The sequence below is a fragment of the Mycobacterium sp. genome (assembly GCF_004298145.1).
Lineage (GTDB): Bacteria > Actinomycetota > Actinomycetes > Mycobacteriales > Mycobacteriaceae > Mycobacterium.
Genome location: NZ_SCRH01000038.1, coordinates 64,863 through 84,010, shown reverse-complemented (window position 1 = coordinate 84,010; position 19,148 = coordinate 64,863). Strand labels below are relative to the sequence as shown.

Sequence of the window (19,148 nt, the reverse complement as noted above, 5' to 3'; positions counted from 1 at the left end):
CACAACTGTCGACGCTGGGCACGCTTACGCCACGAGTTCTGGGCGCACTCACGCCACGAGTTCCGGGTGGAACTTGGCCGCCATGCGGCGAATGCCCTCCCGCCAGTCCACCGTGGTGCCGCCGATGAGCTCGTGCATCCGGTCAATGGTGGTCGGGTTGCCGCGCAGCGCTTGTTCGCTCGCCTCGAAGATCGGCTCTTTGCCGACGAGTGAGCCGAGGTAGTCACACCACTCCTGCAGGCTGACGGTCTGGTCACCGCACCAGTTGACCGTGGTCGCCGGGACCGACGCGACCTCCAGCAGCTTGGGGATGGTGGCGATGATGTCGTCCTCGTGAATCGGGTTGTAGCGGGCGGGTTCACCGGGCGGGACGGGGATCGGGATGCCGGCCAGCATCATCTCCATGTGGTAGAACGGCCACCCGCCGTTGTTGCCGTAGGGGACGTTGAGCCGAGCGATCGTGGTGGGCAGTCCGAGCACGCGCGCCACCGAACGGGCGACCACTTCCCCGGCGATTTTGGAGATGGAATAGGTGGGGAACAGCGGCTTGTGGTTGTCGCCCAGGGCGGACCGCTCGCTGCGGGGGTCGTCGCCGGGCGGGTCGTAGACGGCGGCCGACGAACAATGCAGGAAGGCCTTCGCGTCGCGGCAGTGGGCCATGAGCAGGCCGACCGACTCCGCGTTGGCGGCCAGGTCCTTGTCCCAGCTCCCGCTCTTGGCCACCGCCAGGTTGAGGACGTAATCGAAATCCTTTGGCAGGCCGCCGAAGTCGCCGGACGCCAGATTCACCGTCTCGCATCGAATTCCGGCCGCCTCGAGGCCTTCTCGCGCCGCGGGAACGGTGAAGCGGGCGATTCCCCAGACTTCGTTATCGGCCGCAAGCGCCCGGGCGATGGGGGTGGCGATTTGACCGGTCGGACCGGTGATCAGGATTTTCGAGCCGCGCATGGGCGCAATGGTAGCGAGGACCTGATTGGCCGTCAGTTGATCCGTGAACGTCCGCCGGCCCGGGATGCCGCGGGACACCGCCCGCCTCGGCGCCTCACAGACCGGGCTGGTCTTCGATGATGCCCAGCCATATCTGGGCGACGTCGATGGCCACCTTCTCACTGATGAAGGCGTGCTGGGTGCCGGTGTAGATGTCACGGAAGGCGCGCTCCAGCCGGCTGCCCTCCCGGATCGAGCTGGTCCCGGCGGCGAGGTGGGCCCACTCGGCGCAGCTTCGGGCGGTGTCGGTGGCGTAGACGGCGGCCACCCGCATGTCGGCCCGCAGGGTCGGTGTCAGCTCCTCCCCTGCCGCCACCGCCGCCTCGGCGGTGGTGAACGCGTCGAGCACCAGCAGACGGGCCGCGCGCCAGGCCGCGCGGTGATGCGCCAGCCCCTTCTGGAAGGTCGGGCGGCTGGCCAGCGACGCCATGTCACTCATCCGGAATTTCGTCGCGGCCAGCTCTTGCACGTCGTCGAGCATGCTCTTGGCGACACCGAGCGCCCACGACGCGTGCCCGGCCGCGGTGACGGGCATCAGCCCCATCCGGGTGGCCGGCGACGTCCCGCGATAGGGCTGACGCACGAACAGTTCGAACGTGCGGTGTGCGGGGACGAACACATCGGTGGCGCTGTAGTCGTAGGAACCGGTTCCCTTGAGCCCCTGGACATACCAGCCGTCGTTGAAGCTGATCTCCTGCCGGGGAATGACGGCGACCCGCATCTCGGGGAAACCTTCACTGATCCAGCGCATCTCGCCGTTGTCCATCGGCAGGAACCCCGCCGCAACGTATTGCGAGTGGCCGATGCCCGAACCGAAGTTCCACGCTCCGGTGACGACGTAACCGCCGTCGACGGCGGCTCCCTGTCCGTTGGGAAAGAACTGCCCGCCCATGGTGACCCGGTTGTCGTGGGCGGTGAACACCTCGGCGAAGCCCTCGTCCGGCAGGTACGCCGCCGCGGCGAAGGACGATGGCAGATTGGCGATGCCCACCCAGCCGAATGAGCCGTCTTGCCAAGCCATTTCGATCCAGGTCTCGATCATCTCGGTGAACGACGGCTCGACCCCTCCGGCCGCGGCCGGGTTGAACGCGGACATCAGTCCGCTGGCCCACATCTCGTCGACGATCGCCGGAGTCAACGTGCGTAATTGTTCGGATTCGGCGGCCTGGGCAGCCACGAGTTCGCGCATACCGCGCGCCAGCGAAACGACCCGGTCATCCGTGTCGGCGATCGACGTCATCGGCCCACTCCCGTCATTGGGTGCGTCGGCATCCGTAGCGGAAACTGACATCGGTGACCGTATCAATCCGTCGAGGCCCGACGAACGAAAATCGCGTGTCACGCCGCGTCGCTTTACGGTGTGGGTTGTGCGCTGGATTGTCGACGGCATGAACGTGATCGGGAGCCGGCCTGACGGTTGGTGGAAGGATCGCAACGGTGCCATGGTCACTTTGGTAGAGAGGCTGGACAGATGGGCGTCGGATCGAGGAGAGACGGTGACCGTGGTGTTTGAGCGACCGCCGTCGACCGCCCTCACGTCGTCGGTGATCGACATAGCCCATGCGCCCAGGGCCGCCGCGAATTCGGCCGACGACGAGATCGTCCGGCTGGTTCAGGCCGACGCCCACCCGCACGACATTGCCGTGGTGACATCCGACCGAACGCTGACCGAACGAGTCCGCAGTCTGGGTGCCTCGGTGCATCGGTCGGAGAGCTTTCGCGACCTGGTCGATCCGCGGGGCCGATGACCGCCGGCAGCGGAAGCCCCGCCCCCAACCGGGTCTGCACACTCGCGCACATCGACATCCCGATCATTCAGGCGCCGATGACCTACATCGCCGGCGCCCAACTGGCCGCGGCGGTGTCGAACGCCGGTGCCCTGGGAATCATCGAGACCACCTCGGATCAGGGTCGAGCCGACCTGCGGCGCGTGCGCGACCTGACCGACGGTGCCGTGGGCGCCAACATCGCGCTGCTCTTCAACCGCGATCCCGCGATGCTGGATTTGCTTGTCGCCAACGACATTCGGTTCGTGACCACCTCGGCCGGGGACCCGGCGCTGTTCACCGGCCGGCTGCACGACGCGGGCATCACGGTCTTCCATGTGGTGGGCACCCTGGCCGCGGCGAAGAAAGCCGTCGACGCCGGCGTGGACGGGCTTGTGGTCGAAGGCGTCGAGGGTGGCGGATTCAAGAACCGGTTCGGGGCCTCCACGATGGTGCTGCTGCCCTTGGTGGCGGCCCATGTCGACGTGCCGATCGTGGCCGCCGGAGGGATCTGCGACGCGCGGTCCATGGCGGCCGCCTTCGTTCTCGGCGCCGAAGCCGTGCAGATGGGCACGCGGCTACTCGCCTCGGCGGACTCCCCGGTGCACGGCAACCTCAAGCAGGCGGTCGTCGAGGCCGACGAGACGGCCACCGTCCTGCTCCCCCTCGACGGCAAACGAATGATGCGCGTCATTCGCACGCCCGCCGCCGAGAGGCTGGAATCCGCGACGTCCGCCGGGGAGGGCGCCGCGGCACTGCAACGCGTACAGCGGCTCTACTTCGAAGGCGACCTGGACGCCAGCGTCGCCAACACCGGTCAGGTGGCCGGCCGTATCGACGACCTGCCCCCGGCCGCCGACATCATCGAGCAGATGTGGAAAGGATGCCGCGAGGCGCTGGCCGCCACTGCCGACCGGCTGGGCCGGTTGTAGTCAGTCCCCGCCGGGTCAGCCCACCGCAGCCAGCGCCGCGTCGTAATCGGGCTCCTGCGCGATCTCGGGCACCAACTCCGTGTACGCGACGTTGCCGTCGGCGCCGATGACCACCACGGCGCGCGCAAGCAGCCCGGCCATCGGGCCGTCGACGATGCTGACGCCGTAGCTCTGCCCGAAGCCGTCCCGGAACGCCGACCCCGTCTTGACGTTCTCGATGCCCTCGGCGCCGCAGAACCGCGCCTGCGCGAACGGCAGGTCATTCGACACGCACAGCACCGACGCGCCACTTGCGGCTGCGCGCTCGTTGAAGGTTCGCACGCTCGCGGCGCACACGGGTGTGTCGATGGACGGAAAGATGTTCAGCACGACGGGCTTACCGCTGAACTGGTCGTTGCCGACCGCGCCCAGATCCGTGCCGACCAGGTTGAAGGCCGGGGCCGGGGATCCGACGGAAGGAAGCTCGCCGGCGGTGTTGATCGGGTTTCCATGCAAGGTTATCTGTGCCATGGCCACAGTCTGCCAAGCCCGATGCGGCCGGTCGGGGTCAGGTCCGTATGTCCTAATTGGTGGGGTGCGCGGCGTAGACGACATACCTCCGCGTGTCCAACACTGAGTTCATGCCTCGCAAGGTGGTGATCGCCGGGTATCCGGGCGTGCAGGCGCTGGATGTGGTGGGGCCGCACGACGTGTTCACCGCCGCATCGCTGTTGACGGGCGGCGGCTACGACGTCACCGTGGCCTCGGTCGACGGCCGGCCGGTGGCGACGGCCACCGGACTGGCCTTCGTGGCGACGCCGTTGCCGGATCCGGGCGACCCGATCGACACGGTCGTGCTGCCCGGCGGCGCCGGCATCGACGCGGCGCGATCCGATGCGGAGCTCGTCGCCTGGGTCAAGGCCGTCGCCGGGCACGCCCGCCGCCTGGTGACGGTGTGCACCGGCGCGTTTCTTGCGGCCCAGGCGGGGCTGCTGGACGGGCAGCGCGTGACCACGCACTGGGCCTTCGCCGAACGCCTGGCGAGCGAGTTTCCCGCCATCGACGTCGACGCCGACCCGATCTTCGTCCGAACCTCGGACACCGTATGGACCGCGGCGGGGGTCACCGCGGGCATCGACCTCGCGCTCGCCCTGATCGAGGAGGACCACGGCACCGAGGTCGCGCAGACGGTTGCTCGTTGGCTCGTGCTGTATCTGCGCCGCCCCGGCGGACAGTCGCAGTTCGCGGCGCCGGTGTGGATGCCGCGTGCCAAACGGGACTCGATCCGCGAGGTGCAGGAGACCATCGAGGCCGAACCGGGCCACCCGCACACCGTCGACGATCTGGCCCGCCGGGCCGCGATGAGTCCGCGCCACTTCACCCGGGTGTTCACCGCCGAAATCGGTGAGGCGCCCGGCCAATACGTCGAGCGCATTCGCACCGAAGCCGCGCGCCGCCAGTTGGAGGAGACCGACGACACCGTCGTCGCGATCGCCAATCGATGCGGCTTCGGTACCGCGGAAACGATGCGCCGCAATTTCCTTCGCCGCGTGGGCATTTCGCCCGACCAGTACCGCAAGGCATTCGCTTAGCCGGAAAGGACGAAACGATGACCCAAATCGCAATCGTGGCCTACCCAGGTTTCACCGCGCTGGACATGATCGGCCCGTATGAGGTGCTGCGCAACCTGCCGGGTGCCGACGTGCGGTTCGTCTGGCACCAACCCGGGCCGATCACCGCCGACTCCGGGGTGCTGGTCATCGGCGCCACGCACTCGCTGGCCGAAACACCCTCTCCCGACGTGATTCTCGTCCCCGGTGGCCCGTCGACCCCGGTTCATGCCCGCGACGACGCGCTGCTCGACTGGCTGCGCCGTGCGCACCGCACCGCGCGCTGGACGGCGTCGGTGTGTTCCGGCTCGGTGATTTTGGCGGCCGCGGGCCTGCTCGACGGCCGGCGCGCGACGTCGCACTGGCTGACCATTCCCGCGCTGAAGGCCTTCGGCGCCGTCCCCGTGGCCGACGAACGCATCGTGCATTCCGACGACATCGTCACCAGCGCCGGCGTCTCCGCCGGACTCGATCTGGCACTGTGGCTGGCCGGACAGATCGGCGGCGAAAGCCGCGCCAAGGCAATCCAGCTCGCGATCGAATACGACCCGCAACCACCGTTCGACTCGGGCCACATGTCCAAGGCGTCGGCGACCACGAAGGCCGCCGCAACCGCGCTGCTATCCAGGGACAGCGTGAAGCCCGCCAACGTGAGGGCCACGACCTTGCTCGCCTGGGAGCAGGCGCTGGGCAAGGTCCGCTCGCGGCGGCGCAGGCGGGTCGCCCCGATGGTCGCGCGCTAACTCCAACCGCGAGTGTGAAATCCGCGACGCGACACGCTGGCGACGTGTCGCGGATTTCACACTCGTCGGCCTAGTTAGGCGTTGGGCTGCAAGATCTCGGTCGTGGCGAGCTGTCCGCCGGCCCGCATCCAGGCCGCAACGACACGGGGTGCGTCGCGGTCGGGGTTGTAGATGTCTTCCTCGCTGGAGAACAGGCCGTCGCCAGCGTAGACCAGCCGCGTCCAGTTCGGGAACCAAAACGGTTCACCCTTGGGATCGGTGGGATGGTCCAGCAGGTTCTTGATCATGACGACGACGGCGTCGTTGTCTTCGTCGTGGGCAATCCAGTCGTTGGGAAAGCGCATGTGTGGAAACGGCGCCATCACCGCGACGATCCAGTCCCGCACCGCCTCGCGGCCGTGGAAGACCCCGTAGTGATGCTCGGTGTAGACGACGTCCTCGGTGAAGAGATCCGCGAAGGGTCGCCAGTCGCCCGACGTGCTGCATCCTTCGACGACCCTGGTGTAGTTCTCGACGGCATTATCGATTTCGGCCCTGGTGAAATTGCCCATAGCGGACACACTAGAACGTGTTCCGGTTTCGGGCCGGTTGTTGCGAATAGGGTTATCGAATGAACGTGTTGGACATGTTCGCCGTGCGCGGCAAGCGGGCGCTGGTGACGGGGGCGTCCAGCGGTATCGGCAAGAAGGTGGCGCAGGCATACGTGCAAGCCGGCGCCCATGTGGCCATTGCCGCGCGGAATTTCGAAGCCCTGCAACGCATCGCCGGCGAGCTCGCCGCAGACGGTGACGGCAGGGTCGTGCCGATCGCCTGCGACGTGACCCAGCCCGACCAGGTGAACGCCATGGTGGACCGGGTGGTCGCGGAGCTGGGCGGCATCGACATCGCGGTCTGCAACGCCGGCATCATCGCGGTCATCCCGATGCTGGAGATGTCGCCGGAAGAGTTCCAGCGCATCCAGGACACCAACGTGACCGGCGTCTTCCTCACCGCCCAGGCGGCCGCCCGGGCGATGGTCCGGCAGGGCCACGGGGGCGCCATCATCACCACGGCCTCGATGTCGGGCCACATCATCAATGTCCCGCAGCAGGTCGGCCACTACTGCGCCTCCAAGGCGGCCGTCATCCACCTGACCAAAGCGATGGCCGTCGAATTCGCGCCCCACCGGATTCGGGTCAACAGCGTCAGCCCCGGCTACATCCTCACCGAACTGGTCGAGCCCCTCGAGGAGTATCACCGCCAATGGGAGCCCAAGATTCCGCTCGGCCGCATCGGCCGGCCGGAGGAACTCACCGGCCTCTACCTGTATCTGGCCAGCGAGGCGTCCAGCTACATGACCGGCTCGGACATCGTCATCGACGGCGGATACAGCTGCCCGTAGCGCGCACTCACCGCTCGATCTCGCCGGAGATCCCGCGCTCGATGTTCGCCTGCGTGCTCGAGGGCAGCACCAACAGGCCGTCGAGTTCGTTACGGGCCACCTCGTAGGCACGCTGGCGTTCGTGCGCGGCCGCCGCGGGGTCGGCCGCCACCCGCAACAGGCTCTGCGCGCGCGCAATCCGTTGCTGATCCGTCCGGGAGAAATCGTTGCGGCGTCGGCGTACCGCTTCGGCCTCCGCGGCATTGAACGCGGTCGCGTAATCCTCGACGGCGGCCATGTATTGCACGGCGGCTTCCCGGTCGTCGAGGAGATCCTCGGCCTTGACGGGGCGCAGGAAGTCGGCGCGGAGCTTGGCTTTGTGGAACGCGATCGTCAGCGCGTCACGCATGTCGGTCATCAGCGGAAAGTCCAGCAGCTTGGCGACGTCGAGTTCGTACTCGAGCCAACGGTCATCGGTGCGGTTGTGCTCGTCGAGAACGCGCCGGATCGCGCGCCACTGGGCCGCGTGATTGTTAGCGGCGCCGGCGGGGGCGGGCGCGGGCGCGTCGCGCGTTGGTGCCCGGTCGAATTCCCGCGGCTGCTCGTCGGCGCGACGCCGATAGGCGCCGAACGCGCGCACCGCGGCCACGATCGCGCCCGTCAGCGGCAGGATGACGATCAGCAGCTCCGCCAACCGGAATAGCAAGCCCACATGGCCAGGATGCCACCACGAGGGTCGGGCGTTCGGTCAACTCTGCGGGCGCGCCCCGAGCACATCGCGAAACAGCGCCTGCCGCAACGCGAGTTCGCGGGGATCGCTCCACAGGTGAAACCCGAGCCGGTTCATGACGTAGGCGAAGCCGATACCGGTATCGGGGTCCGCGCATCCGAAGGACCCGCCGAAGCCGGGGGTGCCGAAGGCCCTGTCCGACGATCCGAATGTGAAGTGCGGCACCGGCTTACAAAAACCGAGCGCATACGCGACGTCGATGTGCATCACCTTGTCGCGCACGCCGTGACTCGGCGAGATCGCCGGTGCCGCCAGGGCCTCGAGCGTGCCGGCGCTCAGACCCAGCTCGGCGCCTCCAGCGGCGGCGCTGCCGTACATGAACGCCACCGACCTGGCGGTTCCGATGCCGTTGGCCGAGGGGATCTCGACCGCCCGGACGTCGTCGCGGTTGTAGTCACCGTTGAACGGGTTGACCCCGCGTGGGACCGCGATGGTGCGTGCCGTCAGGCCGACCGGGTTGAGCGAGGCGCCGACGAACCCCGGGGGCATCACGCCCAGATGCAGCAGTGTTTCCGCGCGCACCCAGTTGTGGACGTGCGCCACTCGCGTGCGGTCGACCGAAGCCGGCAGGCCGATGTGCAGGTCGAGTCCCGACGGCGTGACGATCTCGTCGGCCAGGAACCGGCCCAGGGTGCGCCCGGCGGGGTCGGTACGGCGGATCAACTCGGATTCGTACCAGCCGAGCGTGATCGCGTGGTATCCGTGTCGGGTGCCCGGTCGCCACGCCGGTGCCTGGGCGGCCAGGATCGGCGACAGCCGCTCCGGCTCGGCCACGTCGGCCAGCGTCGGCTTCGGTTTGAGCGCGCACAAGCCGGCCTGATGTCCCAGCAGTTGGCGGACCGTGACATCCGGCTTTCCCGATTGGGCGAATTCCGGCCAGTAGTCGGCGACCTTGGCGTCATAGGAGATGAGCCCCCGGGACACCGCCAGCGCCACGACCAGGGCGGCGACCCCTTTGGTCGTGGAGAACATATTCACCATCGTGTCGGGCTGCCATGGATCCTTGGTCAATCCGTTGCGGTACCCGCCCCACAGGTCGACCACCTTGACGCCGTCGCGGTAGACGGCGACGGTCGCGCCCACTTCTGCGCCGCCGCGAAGAGTCGCGCGGAAAGCGTCGGCCACCTTGCCGTAACCGGCATCCACGTCGCCGCCGATCAAATCCGGCGACACCCTCACCCTGAGAACCATCTCGCGCCTCCGAGTGGAGACTAGCCAGCCGCGTCCGCACGCAGGGTCATTTGGACGTTCCGGTCGGCCCGGTCAGTGGGCGCCCAGGTCGCCCGCGAGGTATTCGGCGCGGCATGCCCGACGGGCGAGCTTGCCGCTGGTGGTCCTCGGGATGGCGCCGGCGGGCAGGAGACGCACGTCCGAGACGGTCACACCGTGTCGCCGCGACACCGCTTCGTGGATCGCCTCGATCGCCGGCTGTGGATCCTGGCGGCTGGTGCCCGCGGCACGTTCGGCGACGACGACGAGCTCATCGCCGCCCGGGTTCGTCTCGGCCGGCACCGAAAACACCGTCACGTATCCGCGCCGAACCATCGGCGACGCTTCCGCCACGGTGGCCTCGATGTCCTGCGGATAGTGGTTGCGGCCGTTGATCGTCACGAGATCCGCCATCCGGCCCGTCACATACAGCTCACCGTCGAGGTATACGCCCAGGTCGCCGCTGCGCAGCCACGAGCGTTGGAGGTCGGCGCCCCGCGCGTGGCTGCCGTCCGAGAGTCGGGATTGCAGCCTGGCGCCGAACGCCAGCCGGGTCGCCTCGGGAAGTCCCCAGTAGCCGCGGCCGATGTTGTTGCCCTGCACCCAGATTTCGCCCACCTCGCCGTCGGGTAATTCGGCTGCGCTGCCGGGGTTGACGATGACCGCCCACGCGCTGCGTGCCACCTGGCCGCAGGACACGTGAGCGACGGCGTTGGGAGCGTCCGGGCGGACCCGCACTGCGTGCCCGGCGCCCAGCTGTTCGCGGTCGAAGTGCGCCGCCGTCGCTTCGGCCTCAGGGGCGATGGTCGCGACGAGCAACGTTCCCTCGGCGATGCCGTAGGACGGTTTGAACGCGGTGCGGGGCAACCCGTACGGCGCGAACGCCTTGTTGAAGGTCCTGATCGCATCGATGCTGACCGGTTCGGAGCCGATGATCATCACCACGTTGCGCAGGTCGATGTCCTCGCCGCCGGTGGGCAGGCCGCGCTGCGCGGCCCACTCGTACGCGAAGTTCGGCGCCGCGGTGACGACATTGCCCCGCCGCGAGCCGTCGGACAGGGCCTGGATCCACCGCAGCGGCCGACGGACGAACGCCGCGGGAGACATCAGCGTGGAGTGGCCACCGTAGACGGCAGGAAAGCCGATCATCGACAAACCCATGTCGTGGTAGAGCGGTAACCAGCTGACGCCGTGGGTGTTTCGGTCCAGCAGGTCGATCGACAGAATCATCTGCACCAGGTTGGTGCCGACCGCGCGGTGGGTGATCTCGACGCCGACCGGGGGGCGGGTGGAGCCCGACGTGTACTGCAGGTGTGACACATCGTCCATGCCGAGCTCGGTCGGCGCGAACGACTCCCCCGCCGAGTCGGGAATCTGGTCGATGGCGATCACCTGCGGCCGGCGCAGGTGCGGGTGGCCGGCCAAGAAATTCTCGACCGCATCGTGCGCGGCGGTGGTCGTGAGTAGGACCGTGGGCCCCGAATCGCGCAACGCGGTATCCAGGCGTTCGGCATGCCCGGGTAATTCCGGGGCGAACAGCGGGACCGCGATGGTTCCGGCCTTGACCGCCGCGTAGAACCCGGCGATGTAGTCGATGCCCTGCGGCGCGAGGACCGCAACGCGCTCACCGCGACTCGCGATTTGTTGGATGCGCGCGCCGATGGCTTCCAGCCGGACGCCGAGCCGGGTCCACGTCACCTCTTCGGCTTTGCCCTCCCCTGGGCCGCTGTAGTCGAGGTAGCGATAGGCGACGGCGTCGCCGACGTTTGCGATGTTGCGGTCGATGAGAGATATCAGGTTGACACCGGGCGGCAGCGCGACACCGCCGTCGGCGTCCAGGCAATCCTCGATGCGCAGCAGGCCGGCGGGGCTACCTGCACCGTTTTGCCGGGAAGCGAAATCCATGAATGCAGTCTAGGCAAGCCGATGCGGCGCCCCGGCCTCGGTGAATCGGCAAACACCAAGAGCGGCCGCCGTATTCGCTGATTCCGGCAGACGTGCGATCATCGGGTGCGCAGCGACGCTCAACCCGATCCGCCGGGCGCCCGGCGTGGACGGTAGCCTACCGGCGGGCGGCGTCCAGGGCCGTCGCGTTTGCTACCACCAGGAGTTGTCATGCCGGGCCGGAAGTTCTCCTTCGAAATCACCCGTACCAGCAGTGCGTCCGCCGCGACGCTGTTTCGGCTCGTCGCTGACGGTGCCAACTGGTCGCAGTGGGCCAAGCCGATCGTCATGCACTCGAGTTGGGCACGCCAGGGTGATCCGGCACCGGGCGGTGTCGGGGCCATCCGCAAGGTGGGCATGTGGCCGGTCTTCGTGCAGGAGGAGACCGTCGAGTACGAGCCGGACCGTCGCCACGCCTACAAGCTGGTGGGGCCGCCGAGCCCGGCCAAGGACTATGCCGGTGAGGTGGTCTTCACGCCGAATGCGGCGGGCGGCACGGACATCCGCTGGACCGGTTCGTTCACCGAAGGTGTCCGCGGAACGGGTCCGGTGATGCGAGCCGCCATGGGCGGGGCGGTCCGATTCTTCGCGGGCCGGCTTGTGAAGGCGGCCGAGCGCGAGTCGGACGGCGTGCGGTAACGGCGTACGCCCGGAGGGTTAGATGGCGTGGGTAGCGTCGGGGACGCTGCCCGATTCCGGCGAAACACGTTGTCTACGAAGTATATTCGCGCGGTGGTTCGGTATCTGAGCGCTTACTTGGAGCCGACCTCGTCCTGATATTTCTTGGTCATGTGCGCGACGGCATCCAACTGCGACTGCGCGAGGCTCTCCCGGGCTTGGCCGGCGCGCGCGGCGGCGTCCAGCGTCGGCTGCGCCTGGCCCTGGAAGTGCGGCATCACTTCGGCGGCAAACAATTCGGCGGATCGCTTGGTTGCGGCCGGGTTGGCCCATTCGTGGCCCATCTGCAGCAGGCAACCGAATCCGCCGGACTGGTCCCACAGCCGCTGCACCTGTTCGCGCGCCCGCTCGGGCGTGCCGACCACACCCGCCCCGTTGTCGTTGATCACGTCGATCATCTCGTCGAGTTGTTCTCCCGGCATTGTCATCTGGGGGAACGCGGCCACCTTCTGGAAGTACCGGAACCACGGCTCGATGCCGAATTTGACCTCTTCACGGGCTTGTTTTTCGGTCTCGGCGAGGTGGAACAGACCGACCAGGCTCCAGTCCTTACGGTCGACCTGCGTGCCGAAGGTCGCCGCGCGCTCTTCGACGATGTCCCAGTGGTAGGAGAGTGCGTTGAAGCCCTCGACGGTCAGGGTCGCCCCGATGGACAGCAGGCCGATGCCATGCTTGCCGGCCAGCCGCGCGCCCGTCGGCGACGCGACCGCGGCGACGGACAGCGGGATCCCGCCGTCGGAGTAGGGGGCAAGCTGCAACCTGGCGTCGAACAACTGGTGGGTGGCTGTTTTGGCGCTCACCGTCTCGCCTGCCAGCAGCCGGACGACGACGTCGAGATTCGTCTCCAGCAGCTCACGCGTATCCGTGGGGGTGAGCCCGATCATGGACGAGTCGCTGGGCAGCGAGCCCGGCCCGACACCGCCGATGATGCGGCCGTGGGTGAGGTGGTCCAGCAGCATCAGCCGGTCCGCAACCCACAGCGGGTTGTGATACGACAGTGAAATGACCCCGGTGCCGAAGCGGATTCGCTTTGCGCGTTCGGCGGCGGCGGCGATGAAGATCTCCGGGGAGCTGATGATTTCGCTACCGGCCGAGTGGTGTTCGCCCATCCAGACTTCGTCGAAGCCGAGGGCGTCGAGATGCTCGATGAATTCGAGATCGCGTTGCAGCGCCAGTGTCGGATTGGTGCCCGCGCGGTGGAACGGGGCGATGAAATATCCAAACCTGAGCTTGGCCATGGGGATCCCCTTGCAATCGAGTCCCCCGAACCATAGCTCAAAGCGTGCTGCCGGAAGCCAGAAGAATAAACCCAGGAGTTATCAGCCGGCGGGGCCAGGCAACCATGGCCCCACCGGCTAGGGAAACAAGTCTGGGCTTCGAACTAGAAACAGGCTCAACGACAGTGGCTGATCACGGGTAGCCGCCGCAGACGTTGCCGACGCAACCGCCGCCGCCGCCCGGTCCGCCGCCGCCACCGCCGACGCCGGGGATGCTGCCACTGCCGCCACCCGGTCCGCCGCCGCCGGTCGGGCCGCCGGGCACGCTGCCACCGCCGCCGCCCGGTCCACCGCCACCGGTCGGGCCGCCGCCCGGTCCACCGCCACCGGTCGGGCCGCCGGGGGCACCGCCGCCCTCACCGGGTGTCGTGGACGGCGCGACGCTCGAAGATGGCGTGGTCGTCGTGGTGGTCGTGCTGCTTGGGCCTTCTTTGTGACCGCCGCCGCATCCGACCGCCAGCACCAGCATGGCCGCGCCGCCGAACAGGGCAACCGTCGTCCTCGGTCCAGATCCCATCAGATCCCCAATCTTCGCTTGCGCCACATCGCGCCGCCCACTTTTTCTTACCCCGGGGGCCCGGCGCGCAAACTACTTCCGGCCGGAGATTGCGGTCGACGACGATGGCCCGTCAGACGGGTCTGACGGGCCATGGGCGGAAAGTGGCGGCCGAACAACTGCAATGGCGAAGCGCTTATCGGCACAAAGTTTGATCTGACCAACGAGGTCTTGAGAGCCGATGGCCCATCTCGGGCCTATGGACCATCGGCGAACAGAATCGTATCCGGAACCGGGGTCCGCCGTACGCGGAATTTCTCCATTCGTTAATTAGAAAATTCCTTATATTCACTAATTAGACATCGGCGGATCGGGGCTCGTCGGCCGCGCACGGCTGTGACCTGGGCCGGAGCCGAACCGCGGCTAACCCTCTTTGGTGATCAGTTTGCGCAGCGCCACCCGGTCGGGCTTCAGCAGTTCGGCGATGCGGGGCTGGTTCACCTCGGCGACGATGATCTCGCCGACCTCCTGGTAGACCTCGCTGAAGATGCCGTGGGATTTCATCTTCGAGGTCTGATAGAGGTTGTCCTCGGTCGGCGTCACGTAGATCACCCCGTCGGCCTTGAAGCGGTGCACCAGCCAGAGATGGATCAAGGTCATCAGCCGCTTCTGCCGTAGCTTCTCGGCGAACGTGTTCTGGTCGCGCACCTGAAGGATGCTGCGGCCGTGCCGGTCCTTGATCGGATCGACGACCACATTGGCCAGCTGCTCGTCGCCGTTGCCGTAGATGCCGAGTTCGAGCACATCCGAGCCGGCCCGGCGGGGCCGCAGTTGCACCCGCAGTTTCTCGTCGAGGTCGTAATTTTCGCTCCACATCGCCAGCCACTCCTCGAGCAGCTTCTTCGGCACCTCGGTCTGCACCAGGTGCTGGTGCTGGGTCGAGCCCTCACCCATTGACTTGGTGGTTGCGGTGCGGCCCGAGGAGGCGGTCAGCGCCGCATCGCTGCGTGGCCCTCCGACCAGGGTTTGCGGTGTGCGGTAAGGAGATTCGACCAGGCGCATCTTGCGCTGCAGGCGGGCCAGCGCGAGCATGCCATCCTGTTGCAGCGAGGTGGCGAACTCCTCGGCGGCCACGCCGTCGATTTGGTGTCCGCCATAGGTGATGAAGTTGAAGACGAAGCCCATCTTGCCCAGTTCCTCGGGGAACTGCTTCATCTGCTCGTCGGTCATGCCGGTGGTGTCCCAGTTGAACGACGGGGACAGGTTGTAGGCCAGCATCTGGTCGGGGAACTGGGCGTGGATCGCGTCGGCGAACTGCCGGGCATCGTCGAGGTCGGCGGTCTTGGTCTCCATCCACAGAATGTCGGCGAACGGCGCGGCCGCCAGTGATTTGGCGATGGCGTACGGGATGCCTCCGCGGATCTGGTAGTAGCCCTCGGGCGTCTTCGACAGTTCGCAGTCCCAACCAGGGTCGACGCCCAACTCCTTCGCCTTGGCCTTGGCGGAGTAGAGCGATGCGCTCGCCGCGAAAACCCGCCATTCGTCGGCGCTCATATCGGCCGGTTCGCCTTCGCTGGCGGCGAACGCGAGTACATCGGCGACGGCCTGGCCGTAGGTCATCAGGCCGGCGTCGTCCTCCCAGGCCGCCACGAATCGCGACTCGACTTGGTCGAACAGGTCGTCGATCGATTGTTGACCGTTCTCGTGCCAGGCGTTGACCGCGTCGGAGATGACGCCCTGGATCCCTTGGCGCTCAAGCCATGCCGCGGCCTCGGCGTACTCAGCTTCGGGCAGTGCGTAAAGAAGGTGACCGTTGAGGTCCTTGACACCGAGCTCGTAGAAGCGACGCACCAAGGCCAGGAAGCAGGACTTGTACGAAGGAATCCTGAGGTTGGTGGCGCCGAGCAGGAAGGGCTGGTCGCGCTCGTCGGCGCGGCTGTCCAGCAGGTTGGCGGCCTCGGCGTCGGTGCGGGCGACGATGATGCCCGGCACTCGCATGATGTCGAGCTGGAATCGCGCGGCGTTGAGGCGTTTGATTTGTTCGTCGGACGGCACCAAGACCTTGCCGCCCTGGTGGCCGCACTTCTTGGTGCCCGGGCGCTGGTCCTCGATGTGGTAGCCAGGCACGCCGACCTCGACGAATCGCCGGATCAAGTTGCGCACGTGCGGGTCACCGCCGTGGCCGGTGTCCGCGTCGGCGATGATGAACGGCCGATAGTCGTACGCCGTAGCCGTCGCGCGCTGTTGTTCGCTCATCTGCAGGCGCTGGTACTGCTGGTTGCGGTCGGCGGTGAGCAGGGCGCGCACCAGCACCGCGGCGTCGTCGGGCACCTGACTCAGCGGGTAGCTGGCAAGGTCGGGTCCGGGGTCTTCGGTGGTGGAACCCTTGGCCGACGTTGCCCAACCGCCCAGGTAGATCCCCTCGATGCCGATGCGCTTCATCGCGACCGCCTGGCCGGGCGAGTACGGGCCGAACGTAGTGATGCTCTTCTTCTCGGCGAACAGCTCGCGCAACCGTTCGTAGAACGCCGCCGCCGCGTTTCGTGCCACCGTGTAGTCCGTGGGGATGGTGCCGCGCTGCTCCGCTACCTGGCGCGCGGTGTACAGGCGGGTAATGCGAGCAAAGCGTGGATCGTCGAAGTATCGCTGTGTCGCAGCGACCTCGTCGTCAAAGGATGGCCGGACTTGTGTGTCCTTATCGACGATCGCCATGTCTTACGCCCCTCTCCGGCACGACTCCACTGAACGTGAGTCTATCCCCGGGAAGGGCAGTTCAATCAGGAGTCGAAAGACTCGAGCCAAAACTGTTGCCAGGCCCTGTACTTGCGAGAGCTTTTCGGCTGCGGGTCGGTGACCGGCGCGCACCGTTCGCCGCTCCGAACGCTCGCGGACCGGGATGCCATGCTCGTGCGCGGCGTCGATGCCCTGGGGCACAATACTTTTCGGCACCGTGTCGATCACAGCGCAGCCGCACGGCGCGTCAGCCAGTCCCGCTGGCGCCGGACGAACCCCGCGTCGACGACGCCGCCATGGCCCGGGACGTAGATCGCGTCGGGGCCGCCGACCGCCAGCAGCCGGTCCAGGGTCGCGGGCCAGGCCGCGACATCGGAGTCGGCGTCGATCGCGGGCTCGCCGGACTCTTCCACCAAGTCACCGGTGAACACCACGACCCGCTCGCCACCGTCCCTTCCGGGCGCGACCACCACCAAGTCCGACGCGGTATGGCCACGGCCGAGGTGGGCGATCGCCACCGTCCGGTCTCCCAGGTCGGCGACGGCGTCGTAACCGCCGCTGGGCGCGGGCCGCAGCGCGGCGATCGCCGCGTCCACCTCGGCGGGGTTGGCGCCATGCCGCAGGGCGTCCTCGCGGAGCTGGTCGGTTGCCGAGGACAGGTGTTCGGCCACCTCGGGGGCGCAGTGCACCCGCGCCCCGGTGAACAGCGACGAACCCAGTACGTGGTCGAAGTGCTTGTGCGTCAAGACAATATGGTTCACCGGGCGCCCGGCGAGCAGCCGGACGTCGGCGTCGATCGCGGCCGCCTCGGTGAGCGTGGTCCCGGTATCGACCAGCAACGCCGCGCCACTGCCCCACACCAGCCCGATGGTCACGTCGCAGAACGGGAGCCGGCAGCGCTGCACGCCGCTGGTCAGTCGTTCCCAGGTGAGATGCATACCCTCCGAAGGTAAGCCCGCCGGCTTCCCGCCGGCGCCTTATTATGTCGGAAATAGTTGACATGTCGGGAATATCCGACATATGTTGCTGGACGTGGCCAGCGTCGATCGCGTCTTCCTCGCCTTAGCCAATCCCGTGCGGCGCGAACTGCTGGAGATCCTCTTCCGCCAACCGCTGTCGGCGGGGGAACTCAGCGAACGGTTCGAACTCAGCAGGCCGGCGGTCGCCGAACACCTCAAGGTGCTGCGTGAGGCGGGGCTGGTAGCCGACCAGCCGCACGGGCGTCATCGCATCTATCGCCTGACCGCGGAGCCGTTGGCGGAGTTGCGCGAGTGGCTGCATCCCTTCGAGAAGGTTTGGCGTGCCCGACTGGCCAAGCTCGCCGAGGTAGCAGAGGAGCTTCAATGACCGAAACGTCACGGTTCGCGACGATCCGGGTGGATCAAGTCGTGGCGGCGCCACCGGCCACGGTGTGGCGATTGCTGACCGAACCCGCGCTGCTGAAGCTGTGGTGGGCGAGTCCCTGACGCGCCGTTCGGCTGGTTTCGAGCCGCACCGCTCCGGCTATTTCCAGGACATGGCTATCACCGATTCCCGGGAAGTCGTCATCGAGGCGACACCCGACGAGATCATGGATGTGCTGTTCGACATCGAGTCCCTGACCGAGTGGTCGTCGGCCCACAAGAAGGTCGAAGTGCTCGAGCGCGACGATCAGAACCACCCGACCAGATCCCGACAGGTCGTCAAACTCGTCGGCGTCAGCGACGAACAGGAGCTGGCGTACACCGTTCACCACGACGGCATCGGCTGGACCCTGGTCAGCTCCAAACAACAACGCGCTCAAGAGGGTCGGTACACGCTCACCCCCGACGGCGACTCCACCCGTGTCCACTTCGAGCTGATGGTGGACCTGGTGGCGCCGGTGCCCGGGTTCCTGGTGAAGAAGGGGGCCAAGAGCCTGATGGACACGGCCACCGAGGGGCTGCGCAAGCGGGTGCTCGAAGTCGAGAAGCGTGGCAGGTAGCGGCACCGCGGTCCGGTGAAAATCGGGTCCTTCCCCACCGCGGGCGCGCGAGTCAGACTGTTATGCATGGAATCGACGCCGGCGGGCACGCTTCACCGAATCGCGGCGATCATCGGTGCGCTGGCGATCGCGCCGGGCTTGGCCGGCTGCGGCGGCCACGGTAACAGCCACCAGACCACACCGCCGGCGCCGAAGATCACCACCCTCGGCCGCACGGCGCCGAGCGCGCCCGCGGACGGACCGATGACGATCAGCAGCCCGGCTTTCGCCGACGGCGCGCCGATTCCGTTGCAGTACACCTGCAAAGGCGCCAACATCGCGCCCCCGCTGACCTGGTCGGCGCCGCTGGGCGCGGCCCTCGTCGTGGACGACCCCGACGCTGTCAACGGCGTGTACATCCACTGGGTCGTCGTCGGGATCGCCCCCGGCTCGGGCAGCACCGCCGACGGTCAGACCCCGGCCGGGGCGACCGCCCTGCCGAACACGGCGGGCCAATCCGCGTACAAGGGCCCCTGCCCCCCGGCCGGAACCGGCACGCATCATTACCGGTTCACCCTTTACCAGTTGCCCAACGAGTATCGACTGCCCGGCGGTCTGGCCGGCGTTGAGGCGGCGCAGACGATCGCCGGCGCCGCGACCGCGCAGGCGCAACTCACCGGAATGTTCGGCGGCTGAATCCGA

Annotated in this window: 20 protein-coding genes and 1 pseudogene; 10 read left to right on the top strand and 11 right to left on the bottom strand. The window is 67.6% G+C overall.

Annotated elements, in window-relative coordinates:
- Positions 1 to 48: 48 nt before the first annotated feature.
- Both EPN51_RS14080 and EPN51_RS14075 read right to left on the bottom strand, forming a co-directional pair.
- Entirely contained in the window at positions 49 to 948 is a 900-nt protein-coding gene (locus EPN51_RS14080; protein ID WP_293043556.1) for an NAD(P)-dependent oxidoreductase, read from the bottom strand.
- A gap of 94 nt (positions 949 to 1,042) precedes the next feature.
- Positions 1,043 to 2,227, bottom strand: a complete 1,185-nt coding sequence (locus EPN51_RS14075) for an acyl-CoA dehydrogenase family protein (protein WP_293043554.1) — start codon at positions 2,225 to 2,227, stop codon at positions 1,043 to 1,045.
- A gap of 127 nt (positions 2,228 to 2,354) precedes the next feature.
- Between EPN51_RS14075 and EPN51_RS14070 the strand changes: the two genes are divergently transcribed.
- Both EPN51_RS14070 and EPN51_RS14065 read left to right on the top strand, forming a co-directional pair.
- Positions 2,355 to 2,735 carry an NYN domain-containing protein gene (locus EPN51_RS14070; protein WP_293043552.1) on the top strand — a complete coding sequence of 127 codons (381 nt, stop codon included), beginning with the start codon at positions 2,355 to 2,357 and terminating at the stop codon, positions 2,733 to 2,735.
- Entirely contained in the window at positions 2,732 to 3,685 is a 954-nt protein-coding gene (locus tag EPN51_RS14065; protein ID WP_293043550.1) for a nitronate monooxygenase, read from the top strand. Before EPN51_RS14070 ends, EPN51_RS14065 begins: the two co-directional genes overlap by 4 nt.
- A 15-nt stretch (positions 3,686 to 3,700) precedes the next feature.
- Here the strand turns inward: EPN51_RS14065 and tpx are convergent, their stop codons facing one another.
- A complete protein-coding gene (gene tpx / locus EPN51_RS14060) occupies positions 3,701 to 4,195 on the bottom strand; it encodes a thiol peroxidase (protein ID WP_293043548.1) in 495 nt (164 codons plus the stop codon).
- A gap of 110 nt (positions 4,196 to 4,305) precedes the next feature.
- On the opposite strand from tpx, the gene EPN51_RS14055 reads away from it, so the two are divergent.
- Together EPN51_RS14055 and EPN51_RS14050 are read left to right on the top strand one after the other, a co-directional pair.
- A complete protein-coding gene (locus tag EPN51_RS14055) occupies positions 4,306 to 5,256 on the top strand; it encodes a GlxA family transcriptional regulator (RefSeq protein WP_293043546.1) in 951 nt (316 codons plus the stop codon).
- The gene (locus EPN51_RS14050) at positions 5,166 to 6,017 is read left to right on the top strand and encodes a DJ-1/PfpI family protein (protein WP_366509436.1); all 852 of its coding nucleotides are present in this window, start codon (positions 5,166 to 5,168) and stop codon (positions 6,015 to 6,017) included. The genes EPN51_RS14055 and EPN51_RS14050 overlap by 91 nt, the downstream gene beginning before the upstream one ends.
- 74 nt (positions 6,018 to 6,091) lie before the next feature.
- On the opposite strand, the gene EPN51_RS14045 is transcribed toward EPN51_RS14050, so the two are convergent.
- Entirely contained in the window at positions 6,092 to 6,568 is a 477-nt protein-coding gene (locus tag EPN51_RS14045) for a nuclear transport factor 2 family protein (RefSeq protein WP_293043542.1), read from the bottom strand.
- Positions 6,569 to 6,627: 59 nt separating this feature from the next.
- On the opposite strand from EPN51_RS14045, the gene EPN51_RS14040 reads away from it, so the two are divergent.
- Positions 6,628 to 7,398, top strand: coding sequence for an SDR family oxidoreductase (locus EPN51_RS14040; RefSeq protein ID WP_293043540.1), 771 nt, complete (start codon positions 6,628 to 6,630; stop codon positions 7,396 to 7,398).
- Between the two features lie 7 nt (positions 7,399 to 7,405).
- Here EPN51_RS14040 and EPN51_RS14035 read toward each other — a convergent pair whose 3' ends face one another.
- The 3 genes from EPN51_RS14035 to EPN51_RS14025 all read right to left on the bottom strand — a co-directional run bounded on the left by EPN51_RS14035 (position 7,406) and on the right by EPN51_RS14025 (position 11,281).
- A complete protein-coding gene (locus EPN51_RS14035; protein WP_293043538.1) occupies positions 7,406 to 8,089 on the bottom strand; it encodes a hypothetical protein in 684 nt (227 codons plus the stop codon).
- 36 nt (positions 8,090 to 8,125) lie between these two features.
- Positions 8,126 to 9,358, bottom strand: a complete 1,233-nt coding sequence (locus tag EPN51_RS14030) for a serine hydrolase domain-containing protein (RefSeq protein WP_293043536.1) — start codon at positions 9,356 to 9,358, stop codon at positions 8,126 to 8,128.
- 72 nt (positions 9,359 to 9,430) lie between these two features.
- On the bottom strand, positions 9,431 to 11,281 hold the full coding sequence (locus tag EPN51_RS14025) for a fatty acyl-AMP ligase (RefSeq protein ID WP_293043534.1): 1,851 nt from the start codon (positions 11,279 to 11,281) through the stop codon (positions 9,431 to 9,433).
- Between the two features lie 210 nt (positions 11,282 to 11,491).
- Between EPN51_RS14025 and EPN51_RS14020 the strand changes: the two genes are divergently transcribed.
- Positions 11,492 to 11,959, top strand: coding sequence for an SRPBCC family protein (locus EPN51_RS14020; RefSeq protein WP_293043532.1), 468 nt, complete (start codon positions 11,492 to 11,494; stop codon positions 11,957 to 11,959).
- Between the two features lie 113 nt (positions 11,960 to 12,072).
- Here the strand turns inward: EPN51_RS14020 and EPN51_RS14015 are convergent, their stop codons facing one another.
- From EPN51_RS14015 to EPN51_RS14000, 4 genes are all read right to left on the bottom strand, one after another.
- Positions 12,073 to 13,236, bottom strand: coding sequence for an LLM class flavin-dependent oxidoreductase (locus EPN51_RS14015; protein WP_293043530.1), 1,164 nt, complete (start codon positions 13,234 to 13,236; stop codon positions 12,073 to 12,075).
- A gap of 172 nt (positions 13,237 to 13,408) precedes the next feature.
- Positions 13,409 to 13,792, bottom strand: coding sequence for a hypothetical protein (locus EPN51_RS14010; protein ID WP_293043528.1), 384 nt, complete (start codon positions 13,790 to 13,792; stop codon positions 13,409 to 13,411).
- A gap of 402 nt (positions 13,793 to 14,194) precedes the next feature.
- A complete protein-coding gene (gene aceA, locus EPN51_RS14005) occupies positions 14,195 to 16,483 on the bottom strand; it encodes an isocitrate lyase ICL2 (protein ID WP_293043526.1) in 2,289 nt (762 codons plus the stop codon).
- 245 nt (positions 16,484 to 16,728) lie between these two features.
- On the bottom strand, positions 16,729 to 17,442 hold the full coding sequence (locus EPN51_RS14000; RefSeq protein WP_293043524.1) for an MBL fold metallo-hydrolase: 714 nt from the start codon (positions 17,440 to 17,442) through the stop codon (positions 16,729 to 16,731).
- An 82-nt stretch (positions 17,443 to 17,524) separates the two neighbouring features.
- Between EPN51_RS14000 and EPN51_RS13995 the strand changes: the two genes are divergently transcribed.
- The 4 genes and pseudogenes from EPN51_RS13995 (at position 17,525) to EPN51_RS13980 (ending at position 19,142) form a co-directional block, all read left to right on the top strand.
- Positions 17,525 to 17,851, top strand: a complete 327-nt coding sequence (locus EPN51_RS13995) for a metalloregulator ArsR/SmtB family transcription factor (protein ID WP_293043522.1) — start codon at positions 17,525 to 17,527, stop codon at positions 17,849 to 17,851.
- Positions 17,848 to 17,961, top strand: a pseudogene (locus tag EPN51_RS13990) (SRPBCC domain-containing protein); the annotation flags it as partial. The gene EPN51_RS13995 and the pseudogene EPN51_RS13990, both read left to right, overlap by 4 nt.
- A gap of 59 nt (positions 17,962 to 18,020) precedes the next feature.
- Positions 18,021 to 18,467: an SRPBCC family protein gene (locus EPN51_RS13985; RefSeq protein ID WP_293043520.1), complete on the top strand. Its 447-nt coding sequence runs from the start codon at positions 18,021 to 18,023 to the stop codon at positions 18,465 to 18,467.
- Positions 18,468 to 18,533: 66 nt separating this feature from the next.
- Positions 18,534 to 19,142 (top strand): YbhB/YbcL family Raf kinase inhibitor-like protein, encoded by a 609-nt coding sequence (locus tag EPN51_RS13980; protein ID WP_293043518.1) that lies wholly within the window; start codon positions 18,534 to 18,536, stop codon positions 19,140 to 19,142.
- Positions 19,143 to 19,148: the final 6 nt, after the last annotated feature.

What these genes read in the sequence shown, in the direction of transcription:
- EPN51_RS14080 (WP_293043556.1), bottom strand. Translation starts at nt 948, where the DNA reads ATGCGCGGCTCGAAAATCCTGATCACCGGTCCGACCGGTCAAATCGCC.
- EPN51_RS14075 (WP_293043554.1), bottom strand. Translation starts at nt 2,227, where the DNA reads ATGACGTCGATCGCCGACACGGATGACCGGGTCGTTTCGCTGGCGCGC.
- EPN51_RS14065 (WP_293043550.1), top strand. Translation starts at nt 2,732, where the DNA reads ATGACCGCCGGCAGCGGAAGCCCCGCCCCCAACCGGGTCTGCACACTC.
- tpx (WP_293043548.1), bottom strand. Translation starts at nt 4,195, where the DNA reads ATGGCACAGATAACCTTGCATGGAAACCCGATCAACACCGCCGGCGAG.
- EPN51_RS14055 (WP_293043546.1), top strand. Translation starts at nt 4,306, where the DNA reads ATGCCTCGCAAGGTGGTGATCGCCGGGTATCCGGGCGTGCAGGCGCTG.
- EPN51_RS14050 (WP_366509436.1), top strand. Translation starts at nt 5,166, where the DNA reads ATGCGGCTTCGGTACCGCGGAAACGATGCGCCGCAATTTCCTTCGCCG.
- EPN51_RS14045 (WP_293043542.1), bottom strand. Translation starts at nt 6,568, where the DNA reads ATGGGCAATTTCACCAGGGCCGAAATCGATAATGCCGTCGAGAACTAC.
- EPN51_RS14040 (WP_293043540.1), top strand. Translation starts at nt 6,628, where the DNA reads ATGAACGTGTTGGACATGTTCGCCGTGCGCGGCAAGCGGGCGCTGGTG.
- EPN51_RS14030 (WP_293043536.1), bottom strand. Translation starts at nt 9,358, where the DNA reads ATGGTTCTCAGGGTGAGGGTGTCGCCGGATTTGATCGGCGGCGACGTG.
- EPN51_RS14025 (WP_293043534.1), bottom strand. Translation starts at nt 11,281, where the DNA reads ATGGATTTCGCTTCCCGGCAAAACGGTGCAGGTAGCCCCGCCGGCCTG.
- EPN51_RS14020 (WP_293043532.1), top strand. Translation starts at nt 11,492, where the DNA reads ATGCCGGGCCGGAAGTTCTCCTTCGAAATCACCCGTACCAGCAGTGCG.
- EPN51_RS14015 (WP_293043530.1), bottom strand. Translation starts at nt 13,236, where the DNA reads ATGGCCAAGCTCAGGTTTGGATATTTCATCGCCCCGTTCCACCGCGCG.
- EPN51_RS14010 (WP_293043528.1), bottom strand. Translation starts at nt 13,792, where the DNA reads ATGGGATCTGGACCGAGGACGACGGTTGCCCTGTTCGGCGGCGCGGCC.
- aceA (WP_293043526.1), bottom strand. Translation starts at nt 16,483, where the DNA reads ATGGCGATCGTCGATAAGGACACACAAGTCCGGCCATCCTTTGACGAC.
- EPN51_RS14000 (WP_293043524.1), bottom strand. Translation starts at nt 17,442, where the DNA reads ATGCATCTCACCTGGGAACGACTGACCAGCGGCGTGCAGCGCTGCCGG.
- EPN51_RS13995 (WP_293043522.1), top strand. Translation starts at nt 17,525, where the DNA reads ATGTTGCTGGACGTGGCCAGCGTCGATCGCGTCTTCCTCGCCTTAGCC.
- EPN51_RS13985 (WP_293043520.1), top strand. Translation starts at nt 18,021, where the DNA reads ATGGCTATCACCGATTCCCGGGAAGTCGTCATCGAGGCGACACCCGAC.
- EPN51_RS13980 (WP_293043518.1), top strand. Translation starts at nt 18,534, where the DNA reads ATGGAATCGACGCCGGCGGGCACGCTTCACCGAATCGCGGCGATCATC.